The organism is Alistipes sp. ZOR0009 (genome assembly GCF_000798815.1).
Classification (GTDB): Bacteria; Bacteroidota; Bacteroidia; order Bacteroidales; family ZOR0009; genus Acetobacteroides.
This window is the reverse complement of sequence record NZ_JTLD01000014.1, coordinates 88195-103765: the sequence shown is the minus strand read 5'-3', so window position 1 is coordinate 103765 and position 15571 is coordinate 88195. Positions and strand designations below refer to the sequence as shown.

General features: G+C 33.4%; 15 protein-coding genes. All 15 read right to left on the bottom strand.

All coding sequences use genetic code 11. The features are described from left to right. Positions 1–488 precede the first annotated feature (488 nt). Positions 489–1703, bottom strand: coding sequence for a glycosyltransferase family 4 protein (locus L990_RS04715; protein ID WP_047446022.1), 1215 nt, complete (start codon positions 1701–1703; stop codon positions 489–491). Next, positions 1703–2833 (bottom strand): non-hydrolyzing UDP-N-acetylglucosamine 2-epimerase, encoded by a 1131-nt coding sequence (gene wecB / locus L990_RS04710; RefSeq protein ID WP_047446020.1) that lies wholly within the window; start codon positions 2831–2833, stop codon positions 1703–1705. Before wecB ends, L990_RS04715 begins: the two co-directional genes overlap by 1 nt. Positions 2834–2884: 51 nt before the next feature. Next, on the bottom strand, positions 2885–3256 hold the full coding sequence (locus tag L990_RS04705; protein ID WP_047446018.1) for a GxxExxY protein: 372 nt from the start codon (positions 3254–3256) through the stop codon (positions 2885–2887). A gap of 127 nt (positions 3257–3383) precedes the next feature. Further along, positions 3384–4508, bottom strand: a complete 1125-nt coding sequence (locus tag L990_RS04700; RefSeq protein ID WP_047446016.1) for an NAD-dependent epimerase/dehydratase family protein — start codon at positions 4506–4508, stop codon at positions 3384–3386. 10 nt (positions 4509–4518) lie between these two features. Next, on the bottom strand, positions 4519–4953 hold the full coding sequence (locus L990_RS04695; RefSeq protein ID WP_047446014.1) for a dTDP-4-dehydrorhamnose 3,5-epimerase family protein: 435 nt from the start codon (positions 4951–4953) through the stop codon (positions 4519–4521). Between the two features lie 107 nt (positions 4954–5060). Next, positions 5061–6077, bottom strand: coding sequence for a polysaccharide biosynthesis protein (locus L990_RS04690; protein ID WP_047446012.1), 1017 nt, complete (start codon positions 6075–6077; stop codon positions 5061–5063). 5 nt (positions 6078–6082) lie between these two features. Continuing rightward, positions 6083–6859 (bottom strand): AglZ/HisF2 family acetamidino modification protein, encoded by a 777-nt coding sequence (locus tag L990_RS04685; RefSeq protein ID WP_047446010.1) that lies wholly within the window; start codon positions 6857–6859, stop codon positions 6083–6085. A gap of 1 nt (position 6860) precedes the next feature. Next, a complete protein-coding gene (hisH, locus tag L990_RS04680; RefSeq protein WP_047446008.1) occupies positions 6861–7475 on the bottom strand; it encodes an imidazole glycerol phosphate synthase subunit HisH in 615 nt (204 codons plus the stop codon). Beyond that, complete coding sequence (locus L990_RS04675) at positions 7472–8608, bottom strand: N-acetyl sugar amidotransferase (protein WP_047446007.1); 1137 nt, start codon at positions 8606–8608, stop codon at positions 7472–7474. The genes hisH and L990_RS04675 overlap by 4 nt, the downstream gene beginning before the upstream one ends. Continuing rightward, positions 8598–9836, bottom strand: coding sequence for a glycosyltransferase (locus L990_RS04670; protein WP_047446005.1), 1239 nt, complete (start codon positions 9834–9836; stop codon positions 8598–8600). Before L990_RS04670 ends, L990_RS04675 begins: the two co-directional genes overlap by 11 nt. Beyond that, entirely contained in the window at positions 9808–11052 is a 1245-nt protein-coding gene (locus tag L990_RS04665; RefSeq protein ID WP_047446003.1) for an O-antigen polymerase, read from the bottom strand. Before L990_RS04665 ends, L990_RS04670 begins: the two co-directional genes overlap by 29 nt. Position 11053: 1 nt before the next feature. Beyond that, positions 11054–12259 (bottom strand): hypothetical protein, encoded by a 1206-nt coding sequence (locus L990_RS04660; protein ID WP_047446001.1) that lies wholly within the window; start codon positions 12257–12259, stop codon positions 11054–11056. Beyond that, positions 12240–13685, bottom strand: a complete 1446-nt coding sequence (locus tag L990_RS04655; protein WP_047445998.1) for a hypothetical protein — start codon at positions 13683–13685, stop codon at positions 12240–12242. The genes L990_RS04660 and L990_RS04655 overlap by 20 nt, the downstream gene beginning before the upstream one ends. A gap of 279 nt (positions 13686–13964) precedes the next feature. Continuing rightward, positions 13965–14696 carry an SDR family oxidoreductase gene (locus L990_RS04650; RefSeq protein WP_047445997.1) on the bottom strand — a complete coding sequence of 244 codons (732 nt, stop codon included), beginning with the start codon at positions 14694–14696 and terminating at the stop codon, positions 13965–13967. Then, positions 14686–15570, bottom strand: coding sequence for a Gfo/Idh/MocA family oxidoreductase (locus L990_RS04645; protein ID WP_047446146.1), 885 nt, complete (start codon positions 15568–15570; stop codon positions 14686–14688). The genes L990_RS04650 and L990_RS04645 overlap by 11 nt, the downstream gene beginning before the upstream one ends. Position 15571 lies beyond the last annotated feature (1 nt).

Below are 15571 nucleotides of genomic sequence, written 5' to 3'. Positions count from 1 at the left end.
CCTTTCTATTCGAACATATTTTGCTTTTTAAATTCGATTTGGCGGACAAATTGCAGCACATTTTGTTCGTCAACGATACTTTACGTTTTATTTCTCCATCTTTTGCATGTAAAACAACATCTAAAATGATTTCGGCTACATCTTTTACAAAACGTTACAATCTTGCAGTTTTTTGCGGCCTCAAAAAGTTTTTTGGCGTCATCTTTTGGAAGTTTGATTGAATTTTATGCGCAACTTTCACCATTTTACTCCGCCAAAGTTTAGCTTGAGCAGATTTGACACCATCTTGTTCCCACAAAAAAAACATTGGTAGCATTCGGTTATAAGTTATATCCATGCAGTAGGATTTTCCCTCCGCCAATTTCGTTTGGTAAACTTTTTATGAGACCTAAACAGGAAATAATAAAATAACGACACATAAAAGGGTATAAAACAAGCCGAGCCGCAGGTTAGTGCGGCTCGGATGGGATATATATCGTAAAAACTTGCTATAAAAACAGCTGTTCTAGTTTACTTAATAAAGAATCCTTCATAAAAGTACTATCATAGTAAATACGACCATTATTTCCCATCGTCTTCAATTCATCTTTACTTAAGATAGAAGCTTGTAATATTACCTCTGCGAGTTTTTCGAAATTAGAAGGCTCCACACAAAATCCACATTTAGCCTCCGATATAATGTTTGCACCTTCTCCTGCAATCAAGCCGACAACGGCCTTACTAGAAGCCATATATGCCTGCAGCTTAGCTGGAACAGTTAATGCAAAAATGGGTTCATCTTTTAATGGAAGAAGCATAACATCTGCCTTATCAAAGAAAGCAGGCATGTGGCTAATGGGATAACGACCATACAAATGAACAGTATCTTCCAGCTCATTTCTTTTCACAAACTCTTCCACCCATGATCTTTTCCGTCCATCCCCAACAATACAGTAGTGAATATCTTTATGTCTTTTTGTAAGTAATGCTGCCTGCATTACAACTTCAAAGTTTTGAGCTTCGCCAATATTGCCTGCAAACATTACATTAAACCCCTTGGGGAAACTGGGAAGTTCTACATTACCTATTGGCTTAACAAAAATATCTTCGGCCCAATTAGGGAAATAGACAATTTTATCTCTAAAATCCCCCTTCTCCAATATTGACTTCTGAAATCCTTTCGAACTAATAAGAATTAAGTTGGAACTACGATATATGAACTTTACTAGCCTATCTATTTTATTAAGGATAAATTTGTTTTTAAGTCCACTTGCAGCAACTATACTTTCTGGCCATAAATCTAGCACCCAAAAAAACAGGGGTATTCGCTGTATTTTTTTTACGAGGATTGCAGGTAAACCGACTGTTACCGGAGATGTTTCATGCACAAACACATGAGAATATCGATGTCGTAATCCCAAAAACAAGCAAGTTAGGGTCGCAGTAATTAGATACGAAAGGTAGTTCAAACCTAGCATCACGCCTGAGCCATTCCCTCTCGGAATAACAGCCACTCGGTATACGCTAACCCCATTAATAGCTTCTCGCCTTTTCTTAAAAAGAGAATATCCGCTAAAGAATTTTCCTTGAGGATAGTTCGGGATACATGTTACAACAGATACCCCAAAACCTCTTTTTTGCAGATCAAAAGCAATATCGTTAACTTTAAAGTCCTCGGGATAAAAGTGAGGCGTTACAATAAGAATATTTTTCTTCTTACCCATTACTCGCTCCAAACAACCCTTTTGATATAGTCGGTATATGACAATATAATTCTCACTACTTTATCCGACACATTCGGCATAGAATAGTCGGCTACAGGTCTAAAATTTCTTACTTCGAGATTTTGATTTTTCAGCTGCTCCAATCCCTGCAATACTCGCTCAGGATTTAACCCAACCATCATAACCGATGCCTCTTCCATTGCCTCGGGACGCTCGTGCGCCTCGCGAATATTGAGTGCTCTGAAATTTAGAATGGATGATTCTTCTGAAATTGTGCCGCTATCGGAAAGAACTGCAGTTGAGTTTATTTGTAGGCAAATGTAGTCACTTAACCCCATAGGCTTCATCAAACGAACATTTTCGTGAAACTGAATGCCATGCTTCTCAATCATCTTGCGCGTACGCGGATGAGTAGAAACTATAATTGGGAAGCCATATTTTGCCGCAACAGTATTTAGCACTTCAACGAGATTAAAGAAATTCTTTTCGGATGCTATGTTCTCCTCCCTATGGGCTGATACAACAAAGTACTCACCCTTTGTAAGGTTCAAGCTATCTAAAATAGTCGATTTCTCTATTTTGGGCATGTAATTCATTAGAACCTCAAACATTGGACTTCCCGTCTTGATTACTCGATCAGGACGTAAGCCTTCTGCTAAAAGATACTCACGAGCAATATCACTATAAGTAAGATTGATGTCAGAAATATGATCAACAATCTTTCTATTGGTTTCTTCAGGAACGCGCTGATCGAAACAGCGATTACCTGCTTCCATATGAAAAATCGGAATATGGCGCTTTTTAGCCGCTATTGCACAAAGACAAGAATTAGTATCGCCCAACACCAAAAAAGCGTCTGGATTTTCCTGTTCTAATACGGGATCTATATTAATTAAAATTTGACCAGCAGTCTCTGTCGCATTCTTTCCTGCAGCATTTAAGAAGTGATCGGGCTTACGGAGACCTAAATCTTCAAAAAATACTTCGTTCAACTCATAGTCATAATTCTGACCTGTATGGACTAAAATATGCTCGATTGCTTCGGATTGATCTAATTTTTGTAAAACGCACGATAAGCGAATTATTTCAGGGCGTGTGCCCACAACGGTAAGAACCTTTAATTTCTTCATAATATTGTTTCACAGAGTTACACGGTGGCAAACACAGAGTAACACAATGTTTTATAAGATAAATCGTTTAATGCCTTCTTTCAGGCTTTTGACATTGAAGTTAATCAGCAATCCATACTTGATTTTTGATAGCTTCATATAGGTGAGAATTTGTGCTTGGTGAACTTCTGTAAATTGGTCTACTGTTTTCAGTTCGATTATAACTCTATTGTCTACAAGCAAATCAATTCGATAGCCACAATCTAACTTTACCTCTTCATAAACCAATGGAAGAGGCTTTTCTGACTCAACTTTGAAACCCTTTTTCTTTAACTCATAGCTCAAACATGCTTGATAGGCAGATTCCAGAAGCCCAGGACCAAGTGCAGTATGTACTTTATAAGCAGAGTCTAAAATCTCGTGAGTTATGTCGTTTATATGCATATTTCATAAGTTTCACAGAGTTCCTCAGTGTAATTTCACAGTGTCTCACAGAGTCTAATTTTTAGAAATAATAAAACACCGTGAAACTCTGTGCTTAACACCGTGTGACCCTGTGCAACTAAGAATGCTACACAACTTCGAAGTAGGTGTCCCCATCCTCCGGGTTGTACCACTCGTTTATCCAAAATTGGGTATACAGCTCCTCATCTCCAATGTTGGTAATGTTATGAGTATACCAAATTGGCATATCGACATATGACGGCTCCTTTCCATCGAGGTCAAAGTTCAATACTTCGTCAGTCCCTATTTTACGCAGCTGAATACGCGCTTTTCCCTTTATAACAGTAAAGCGTTCAATCTTGCGAGTATGGTAATGGTTCCCTCTGGTTATTCCTGGAACTGTAGTAGAAAAAGAAACTTGCCCGCCTACTCCTAATTTTACGGTTTCCACAAATACTCCCCTAGCATCGGCATGTTGTACCAACTTTACAGGAAAATGCGTCTCATTATCGATGTAGCAACGAAAGGTGTTGAAAAGATTTACATCATTGATATTATCTAAAACAGGAATTATTCCATCTAAAAGGTATTGAGCCTTATACACTTCCAGTTTCGCCAATATCTCACTCACCTTCATCTCAAAATCATACGGCACCTCATCCCGCGTAACCCTGCATTTACCTCCTTGTAAGTCTGTGAAAATTTTAATAATAAATTCACAAAGCGAACCAACATAAATCAGTTTCACGCTACCATCCACGTCAATACGAGGCTGCTCATCATGAGTTAACTGATGACAAAAGGTCGCAATAAACGAATTGTAGTATGGTTTTCCAAATGGTCCATACACATTAGGGACAACAAGTCCTGAAAATGATGCTTTATTACGGGTAGCCCACTGCTCTAATAGCTCACGCCCTTCCCTTTTTGATTTGCCATAAAGGTTATCTCGCTCCTCTTGGGTCGAAGATGAAAATATAACATGAGGAGTAACCGCTTCAATCTCCATTGCTGCAATTAGCTCCTTTACCAACTGAATATTGGTATCGTATATCACCTGAGGGTCGTCGTGACGATTCATTGCTGCCAGATGTACTATTACATCGCAACTTCTTACAAAATCTCTAAGTTTTGTACGGTTTGTAAAGTAACTATCTTCGAAAGGGATTCTTTCTATACTACTTTGTAGTCCAAGGCTGTTGTAAAGGTGTGTCCCAACAAACCCTGCCTGACCGGTTATTCCTACTCTCATCTTTAATTTATTAATATTTACTCCAATCTAGCCACATATCCTTATTGTACCTCCAACTATCGTTAACCGCTTCTGATAAAATCTTATTGGAATACACTATCAGAATACTATCTGGTTCGTTGGCTTTTAACCCATTGGCATAGCCTTCGGGGATACACAAAACTTGGCTTTTGCTACCTGATAATGTATACACCTCTGGTTTCAAATCTAGAGAAGGATTTTCCCAGTTATCTAGTCGTACAAAGGCCATTGTAAAAGAACCTTTTAAGGCATAGAAATACTTTTTCTCGAATTGGTGGCCATGCCAAGCACGTATTACGGAGGTATCGCTCTGATGGATAACGTAAAAACGCTCAACGTCGCTCATATCAAAATTGTTGACATGCGCTATTGCACCACGCTCATCTACCGAAATACCTCCTTCTACTACTTTAATCTCTTCCATTTTCTTATTTCACAGAGTTTCTCAGTGTTCTCACAGAGTCTCACAGTATCATTAAATACTTCACAGTGCAACTCTGTGCAACCTCCGTGTAACTCTGTGATATCACTTTAATTTATTCCAAGGTCTTCACATATAAACTCCAACTTCAGCAGCAGCTGCTTCATACCATCCACATCCAAACGAGTAGTATTATGCGAGTGATAATCGTCAATTTTCGAAACATCCTCTTCGCCTTCACTAAAGTACTTGTCGTAGTTGAGATCGCGATTATCGCTTGGAATCCTAAAGTAGTTTCCCATATCCTCCGACTTTGCCATCTCTTCTCGAGTTACCAAAGTTTCATACAATTTTTCGCCATGTCGCGTTCCAATAACGCGCACTGGTGTACTTTTTGCATAAAGCTGTTTTAATGATTCTGCCAAGACATCCAAAGTTGCAGCAGGAGCCTTTTGAACAAACAGATCTCCGTTACTCCCATTCTTAAACGCATAAAGGACCAAATCAACCGCATCGTCCAATGTCATCATAAAGCGAGTCATATTGGGATCAGTTACCGTAATTTCACCTTCACTCTTTATCTGATCAACCCATAAAGGAATAACAGAACCTCGGCTAGCCATTACATTCCCGTAACGGGTGCAACAAATAGTGGTCGCTGCATTTTCACCCAACTGACGAGCCTTAGCAATAGCAACCTTCTCCATCATCGCCTTAGAAATACCCATTGCATTAATGGGATAGGCAGCCTTATCAGTAGACAAAACAACTACATTCTTCACTCCATGCTGAATAGCAGAATCCAGTACATTCTCGGTCCCAATTACATTTGTACGAACAGCTTGCATTGGAAAAAATTCGCAAGAAGGAACTTGCTTTAAAGCTGCAGCATGAAATATATAATCAACGCCATGCATTGCACCATCAACGCTACGCTTATCGCGAACATCTCCAATATAAAACTTCACCTTGGGATTCTGAAGCATATGGCGCATATCGTCCTGCTTCTTTTCATCGCGCGAAAAGATTCTTATCTCTTTGATATCAGTATCTAGAAATCTTTTTAAAACTGCATTACCGAAGGAGCCTGTCCCACCAGTAATTAGTAGAACTTTATTTTTGAACATTTATATCAAATTATATTGTTTTTAATCATTTCGTGCTTTACAATAGGAAGCGGGTAATTTATTAAAACAGCCCTAAACTTGCCTTTAAAAACAAAAAAACTACCTGCAGCAACACCTATAATCCCATGCTTTTTTATTACAGCTGCCATATCTTCTATAGAGCCTGCACCTCCAAGGACTGTTAAGGGTATTGAAATTACATCTCGTATTTTATCAATTAAATCCAGGTCGTATCCCTTCATTACTCCATCTTGATCTATAGAATTAATTACAATCTCACCTGCACCTAATCTTTCTAATTCAGCAGCAAATACGATAGGATCTATACCCGTTGACTTTTTCCCATTATTGATGTAAACCTCGTATTTCGAACTAAACGTTTTTTTCTTTACATCAAGAACAACTACGACACTTTGACTACCAACACGTTCTGCAAGTTCTGTTATTATAGAAGGATTTTCGATTGCAAGCGAACTTATTGCTATTTTTTCGACACCAAGACTAAAAATACGCTGAGCCTGCTCGACTGTTTTAATACCACCACCATAGCATAATGGCATACGACATTCTATAGCTAGTTTTTCAATTAAGTTGTAATCAGGCTCACTATTTTTAACAGAAGCATCGATATCTACAACGATTAATTCATCAACTTCTTTTTCATTAAAAATTTTTACCGCATTTATAGGATCTCCCACATATTTGGGGTCTTTAAATTTGGTTGTTTTAACAAGTCCCTTGTTATGAACAAGTAAACATGGTATTATTCTGGGCTGTAGCATACTAAAGAAGCGCAAAATTTTTAAGTAGGTTTATTCCATTAGAATGGCTCTTTTCAGGATGAAACTGTATCCCGTAAATATTATTTCTATTTACAGCACTGGCATACTTAATACCATATTCTGTTTCTGAAATAATATCATTTACGTTATTACACTGGAAATAGTAAGAGTGTAAAAAATAAAACCTCGCTTCTTCATCAAAACCTTCAAGTAAAGGTGTTTCCTTTACTTTCTTCATAGTATTCCACCCCATATGAGGTAATCTTGTCTTATATGGAATTAGAGAAGCATCAAACTTTCTAACATGGCCATCAATCCATCCTAACCCCTTCTCAACACCCTCATCACTATCATTTGCAAGCATTTGCATTCCAACACATATCCCCATTATTGGGGTATTTCTTTCTATAACTAAGAATTCAAGTTGAGAGCGCATTCCAGAGGCATTTAATCGATTCATAGCATAATCAAAATGGCCAACTCCAGGAAGAATTATCTTTTGAGCATCAACTAAATCTTCGGATGTTTTTGCAACTTTAGTAGGAATATTCAACCTATCGTATACATTTACAAATGCATTGATATTTCCTAATCCATAATCGACAATAGTTATCATTTTTTTCGTTTTACAACTTTTTCTATTCCAAGCAAATTCATAACCCTAGCACCAAACCTAAAAATATTTTGTTGATTTTTATAATCCCAATAGAACTTTTTAGGCATTTCAAAATATCGTCTTAACTCTTCAGAACTTATACCGAGTTTTGTTGCTATATAGTTGAATTCGTCAACAATAGTTTCAGGATTATATGCAGGCTTACTCAAAATAGCCAATGCCTCTTCTCTTGTCATTTGACCAGTTAGTATCAAACTGGATAGCTGCACCTTACGTGTATCATAACCAAAACGTTCAGGCAGCCAATATCCTTCGTAAAACTTTGTAAACCTCGATTCAAAATGTTTTTGAGGGTATGGTTTCCAACCATATTCTTTTTCTAGCAACTTCAACGCCTTCTCTTTAATGAAAGGCCTATAGTTTAATGGTTTAACAACATGAACACCTTTTATGTACTTTAAGTATATTTTATGTCGATATATTGAACTGAATGGATATGTATCCATTGATATTGTTCCAAACCTTTTACGAATATCATTGATTTGAGACATATCAGTCCCATAGTAAAACCACTCCATTGGATACTGCACACACTCAGTAGAAAAGTTACCACCATTTAATATGTACTTAATCTTATGCTTTTCGGCAAAGTAGTATAGAGTAGCAACAAATGCATGATCTTGTGGAATATCTAAGTGCGGTACCCCTGACTTAAAGAAAGCCAACTGAAAATCCTTCATTTCTTCCCAATTGATAACCTCGGTATATAAATCTAACCCAAGTTTATCAATCATGACATTGATATTGTGAACGGCCAATTCTGAATTCCAACCACCATCAACATGAAATACAAGAGGACGTAATCCAAACTCCTTTACAGCTAAATGTAATAGATAAGAACTATCCACTCCACCACTTAAACCAAGAATACAATCAAATTCCTTATTTATACCTTTTCCCTTTATTTTAGTAATTATCTTTTCTAACTCATACGTCCCTTTATCATCAGTATGCCAGTTAGGCTTCACATTATTTTCGAAATCATGGCAATGATCGCAAACTCCATTTTCATCGAAATGAATATTTGGATCAGTTGTGTCCATTACACATTTTGAACAGATTTTATATTCCATTATTATGCTTTTTTTTGTTACTCAAAAGTTGTTCGTATAAAGAGATGTACCTTTTGAAAGAATTTGTCCTATTATAAAACATCTCTGCTTTATTCCTGCATTTTTTACTATAAACGTCTTTTCCTCTACCTACCACAATATCGATAGATTTACAAATTCCATCAACATCACCCTTTTCTACTACAAAACCAACATCCTCTGAGATAGACTCTACACTCCCTCCTGTTCGATATGTTATTACAGGAGTACCACAAGCTAAAGATTCTAAATTGGTAGTTGGAAAAGTATCTTCAAATGTAGGATTTACAAAAACTGTTGCCATTGAATAAAGTTTTGCTAATTCAAAAACATTTTCAGTTCTCTCAATCCCAATAATTGAATCAGGAAGTTTTTTAATTTGACTCTTCGAAAGGCCTACAAGAACAATTGTATAACTTCTTTTTATAATCATATTTAATTTAAAAAACTCTTCGAATCCTTTTTTGTTATCCCATTTACTTGCAACTCCAAGTACAATTGTTCTATTAGTAATTTTGTATTTGCTATATATATGACTATCAAATATCGGTTTAAATAGATCAATATCAATTCCATTATGTATAACCTCAACATTATTCTTGTTTAAAAACGACTGCTCTACTTGTGTTTTTAGCCAGTTAGAAACAGGAACAATCGTCAAATTAGAAAGTGAATTAAACAACGCTCTTTTTTGAAGATAATTAGTTTTAGATCTGTCTATAAAATAACTAGCAGGATACTCCTTCTTCTGCTCACAAGAAAAACATCCAGTCTTCCACTTCTCACAACCAATAAACTCATAATGTGCACAATGACCAGTAAATGCCCAACAGTCATGGAATGTCCAGACAATAGGGATATCACAACTCTGAAGATATTCAAACAAAATCTTCATATTTATAAAATAGCCATGAATATGATGAAGATGAATGATATCTGGTCTAATTTGTTCAATATTAGAAATCAATTTTTTAGTAGCAGATTTTGATTCTAAACAATGATTATCAAAGATACGAGTTTTTAAACCATGCCAGTAAATATTATATTTATTCCCAATTTTTAATGTAATTGATCTGCTAGGCAAATTATTTCTAGCATAGGTTACATAACTCACCCAACCTCTTGCGAGAACCTCAAGACCAATTTGTTCTGCAATTCGACCAACAGAACCACTATTAACTTCAATTGATATTTGTAGTATAATTGCCATTAAAGTTATTTTTTTTATTGTTAATTTTAAATTCAACAACAGGAACAACAAATCTATAATTCATTACAAATAAAACCAAAAAGAAAATTACAATATAAGGAAATAAATTAACAAGTTCGCCTGAAAAATAATTCCCAAAAAAGGAGTTAAATATTGCCTTTTGCAAAACGGCAATCATTAAGATCCAATAATTACGCCCAAAACTTGCATTAAAATAAAATACTGATATAACTACACCTAAAGTAAAAGGGAAAAAGACTATCCCTAAATATTTATAATCATGATAAAATCCATATACATAAGGGACTGCATTAAACATATTTAACTGTGTTGTTGAGACAACTTGAAAATGTTCTTTCATGCCAATTAAAGTCCAAAAGGGTGCAAAAGTAGCATTTCCAAGAAAATGATAAGAATTATTTTGATTAATAAAATCATTAAGATTTGCATAACATGTAGCAATATAACTGTAAAATATACTAAAATAAGGATTTGATGTAGTATTCATAACAATAGACCCACTTGAAACACGTAACAACATACCTCCAACAACTACAGTTATAAATATTGCTAGAATAAAAATAATTTTTCTGAAATTTATTTTATAATATCTGGTATAAATAAACAAAAAAGAAAATATATATATCATCATGTCACCTCTAGACATTTTAAACAACAACGAAGTAGAAACGACAATAAGTATTATCAATAAATCTAAGAATTGCTTCTTCTCAGAATTAATATACCGAAAATATGTAAGAACTGCAATATATGGGAAAAATATGGTACCATAATGAATCCCTGGTATATCTCCATCCATTTGCGATTTAACATCTCCATTTATATTACTTACAAATAAAGATATTTGCCCTCCTCCATTTAACCATTCAACTATTGTGGTTCCAAAACAAATAACAAACAACAATCTTATAATAATAGTATACGTACTTGACACTTCACTTATTGTTAAACATTTCGTACTAACTTTGTTTAGAAAAAATAATGATCCAATCCAAAAGGAAATACCGCTAACAATAACTACTAAAAACATTTCAGAAGACCAAGGTGCCATAAAATCATTATAATCAATACTTGAAATTGAACTCGTCAAATACCATATAAAAAGAAACGAAGAACAAGGGTTCAAAACATCACGTGTATAATAATAATAAAATGCAAAAAATAATAATGCAAAAAATAACAACAAAAGGCTCATACTAATTAACTCTCTTTGAACAAATAAAAGAAGATATTAAAGTCAACAACATCAACAAGAAGAAACTTGCAATTTTCAAATAAATTAAAAATTCCAAAGAGCACACTCCTTTTAACAAAAAAAATAGTATAATAAAATAAATACTTGTTGAAATAATATTGACACCTAAAAGAATTTCCCTTTTATCAATGGCGTGTAAATATGAATTTAATATAGGTAAAAAAGAATATGGTATGACACCTATTAATATTAACCTAATATCATTAATACAATTAGTATATTTTGGAATAAATAAGTCTATAAAAAAAGGCAATATAAAAAATGCTAATACAGTAAAAACAAAGACAAATGAAACTAAAAATAAAGCTTGTCTAATTACATATTTAAATGATTTTTTTAAAATAATTTTATTCATAATCAACTCAGTATAATTGACCGATAACAAAGAAAAAACACTAAAAAAGAACATTACAACACCAAATACACCTAAAAATTCAAGACCCCAATATTTAGCAATAAAAAACCTATCCCCTGTAGAAGCCAAAAAACTAACAATAGAAGAAATAAATACTAAATATCCACTCTTTAGTAGTTTTAACAAAACATTTAAAGATTCCTTAGTTAACTTAATAATTTTAATATCGTACCAAAAATAACAGATCAAATAGGAAAATAAATAAGAAACTAAATGAGACGTTATAAAACCATACAAACCAAACAAATAGACTCCAACAATCTGAAATATTAAAGGAATTATAGTTGCATAAAAAGAAATACTGACAAAAGATGTTTTATCATCCTCTGCTCTATAATATATTCGATATATTGTAACTATTGAATAAAAGACACCTGATATATAAAAAAAACTATAAAAAGCAACATTACTAACATCATAAAAAAACCAAAACAGAACAAAGAACAAAGAAAATAATGTTGAAAATACAAAACCTATTGTAAATATCTCTGAACTTTCTTTTAATTCTTTACAATGAGGCAAATATCGATCAAGACCATATCGAACACCCAAATGCGAAAAGTCAAATGATTGGAACATTGACTTACCTAAAGTAACTTTACCAAAAGAACTTATATCTAATAACTTTATTAAAAGCAGGTTCAATATTACATTTAGAAAAGCACTAATATATCCCAAACCTAGATATCGAACTAGATTGCTTCTCGATAACTTAAGAACTAAATTTTTCATTTATAGCATTAATAAATGGATCTACAAATTGGCTATCTTTATACTGATTGGAAAGGCTATAGTATATATTCCCTTCATATGATATTCTTAAATATGCAGCAATAAATTTTTGATTAACTTCATTACTAATAGTTACTTTTGTATTTTTCAATATATTAAACAATTCTTCGTAATTATTTAATTTAACACAATTTGGATGCGCTTTATAGAAGGTTTCACCAAAAATAAAAACAGGCTTATTCATTAATAATGCCTCAAAGCCAACTGTACTTGTTAAAGTAATAACCCCATCAGCATTCTTAATTAAATCTTTAGTATTTGCATTGTGCGATATCAATTTTACATTAGGTATACTCCTTAATTCTTTATAATATGAATTTTTCATTCTTCCAAAATTCACAAAATGTTCTTTAACATACAACAATTTCCCAAAAGGTAAGTTAAATGCTATGTTCCGGATAACATTTATATCATCACAAAAATGGCGTGCTAAAACAGAAGTAGAAGCCTCAGGCTTAAAATGCTGAGGATATAAATAGTAGGAATCTTTATAATCAATCTCACTAAAATACTTATCTGCAACTCTGATATTCACTTGCTTTTTTAATTGCTTTAAAAAGTGTCTCATCAACTCAATCAAAGGATTATCATTCTGATAAGAGTAGTATATATATTGTCTTTCAAAAATAGAATATTTTATCGCACCTGTAATCAATCGAATTTTACTACGATCGAAGTATCTTTTAAAAATTGAAAAATTCCAATCAAGAGAAGTGTTTTTAGGATGATATGATGGCAAACTATCTTGATCTGAATATTGAGATAAATAATTATCAATATATTTTAAATCAACTGGATCAATATCGCCAATGTTGATTTTGTTAAATTTTTCTTTAAAAACTCCGACAGATCCAAACTCTTCAGTATATAATTCAAATCTATTCTTTAATCTACAACCGGCATATCCACAATACCGAACACCATTGAGTTTTAAAACTTCAAAAGCAGCATACGCAAAACTATTAGAAATACTTTCATAAATACAGATATCAACATTATGTCTCTTGTAAATATAATCAAAAAAATTAATTAAGTTACACATTAAACTTTTATAATAATCATTACCCTTAAATTTCATGCTAGAATAAACTATATTTCTATCGTAGTCAGAAAAGAATAGTTTATTAATGTTAATATTGTAATATTTTTCATCAACTGATATGTTTTTAAAATTTTCTTTAAAAAATTCAGAAAACACATAAACTTGCTGCCCTGAAAAATCTATATTTTCGGTATACATAGGTAACTTATCTGCAAAAGCATAAACGATCTCACACCCTTCCTTCTGCAGTTTATCACCTAAAGCTTTATGAAAATGCCCCATTTTGAAAGCGGCATTTACTAAAATCAAATATTTTTTTTTCATATATTATTAGATACAGTAACTACTCAGGTCTTTTTTTGTTGATTTTAAACATTTACTCGTCAAGAGAACTTATACTAGAAGTTAAACGGGAATAGACGGAAGTTAAACAGAAGTAATACGAAATGGCTTACGCCAAATACACATTGGCTTTCTACTTCTCTGCTATTTCAAAATACCGTTTAACTTCGGTTTAACTTCCGAGTAAACTCGGCTTTACTTCTACATCCGTAATTTCAACGTTAAATCACTTAGATGCAATACAGAAGTCCTGAGTAATTACTAGATACAAGTCCAACCTCCATCAACAATCAAATTTTGTCCAGTAATGTATTTTGCTTCATCTGAAAGCAAAAATGATACAGCAGGGGCAATATCGTCAGGTCTACCTAACCTCCCCATTGGAACCTTTGCTTCATACCTTGAAACAAATGAATGGTGTTGATTATCAAAAATGCCACCAGGTGATACACTGTTAACTCGAATACCTTTCCTGCCATAATACGAAGCAAGATATCGAGTAAAATTAATTAATCCACCCTTTATGGCAGAGTAAGCAGCTGGAGAGGTACCTCCATATTCTTCATATAGCGTAAAATCGTTGCCTACAACACCGTAAATAGATGCTATATTAACGATAGAACCAAACCCTTGTAATGCCATCTGTTTTAATACTTTCTGACTAATCACAAAGTAACTATTCAACTGCATATCTATATTTTTTCTCCAAGAATTGGGCTCTATAAGTTCAAATCTATTTCCCCAATCACTTGTTCTTGGATATGCATTATTAACTAAACCATCAATCCTACCAAAATGATCAATAATAGCGTCAATTCCTTTATTAATATCATTATCATTAGTGATGTCTATATTAATTATACCATTTTCTAAATTTGTATCAACATTAATATCTACAATTATTGGCAATCCCCCTTTCCTTTTGATATTATTTACTATTTCTTTTCCAATTAGCCCCATTCCCCCTGTAATAATTATTATCTTATTTTTCATTTCTACCCCTTATTAAAGATTTTATTATTGAAACAGTTTCGTATGATGGTATCGGAGATTTCCCAGTTATAAGCATTGTGTTAAAACCTTCCAACATCCTCTTAAAGCAAGAAAAATTATCATCAAAGACTACCTTAAATTCCTGATTGCTTGTATAGATATACGATTTAAGACCAATGGAAACATCTGTATGTAATTGAATCAACAAATATTTACCAGAAGAGTAAGTAACTTTAACAATATAATGATTTTTTCCATTGAGATTTTCAACGTTAACAATATCACTTCCCAACAAAGGTGTAACACCTTCTAAAACATGTATTCCATATTTATTCCAATCTAGCAAAGTAAAAGCATTTGCATATATAATGTCATTTTTATCCAATTCACCATCAAAACTCGTTACTATTTCATCCTTATAACGTAAACCCGAACAGGACATTAATAAACCATTTTCTAGAAATGGTTTATAATAATCTAACTCGGTAAAAGAAATACACAATGGTTTATCAATAAAAACTGGTGTTCCTCTTTCTAGAAAGAATGAGGCAATTTTGAAATGAGATTCTACGTCATCCCTTGCTATAATAACAGCATCAACTTGACCAGCCATATCCTCATACTTATCTACAATATTATCGATATAAGTACATTTAGAAATATCGATAGATACTTTCTCAGAAGGCGTCCAAACGTGAGTTACTCGCAAATTACCTATCCCAAATTCATTTTCATTCCTTTTTTGCAAATAATTATATATGGTTTTATATGGACAATGGCTCATATAATCCTTATCGTATCCATTAATTATTGCCGAAAAAGAATATGGATGACCATTGCCATCGTTATATCCAATTATTCCAATTTTTTTCACT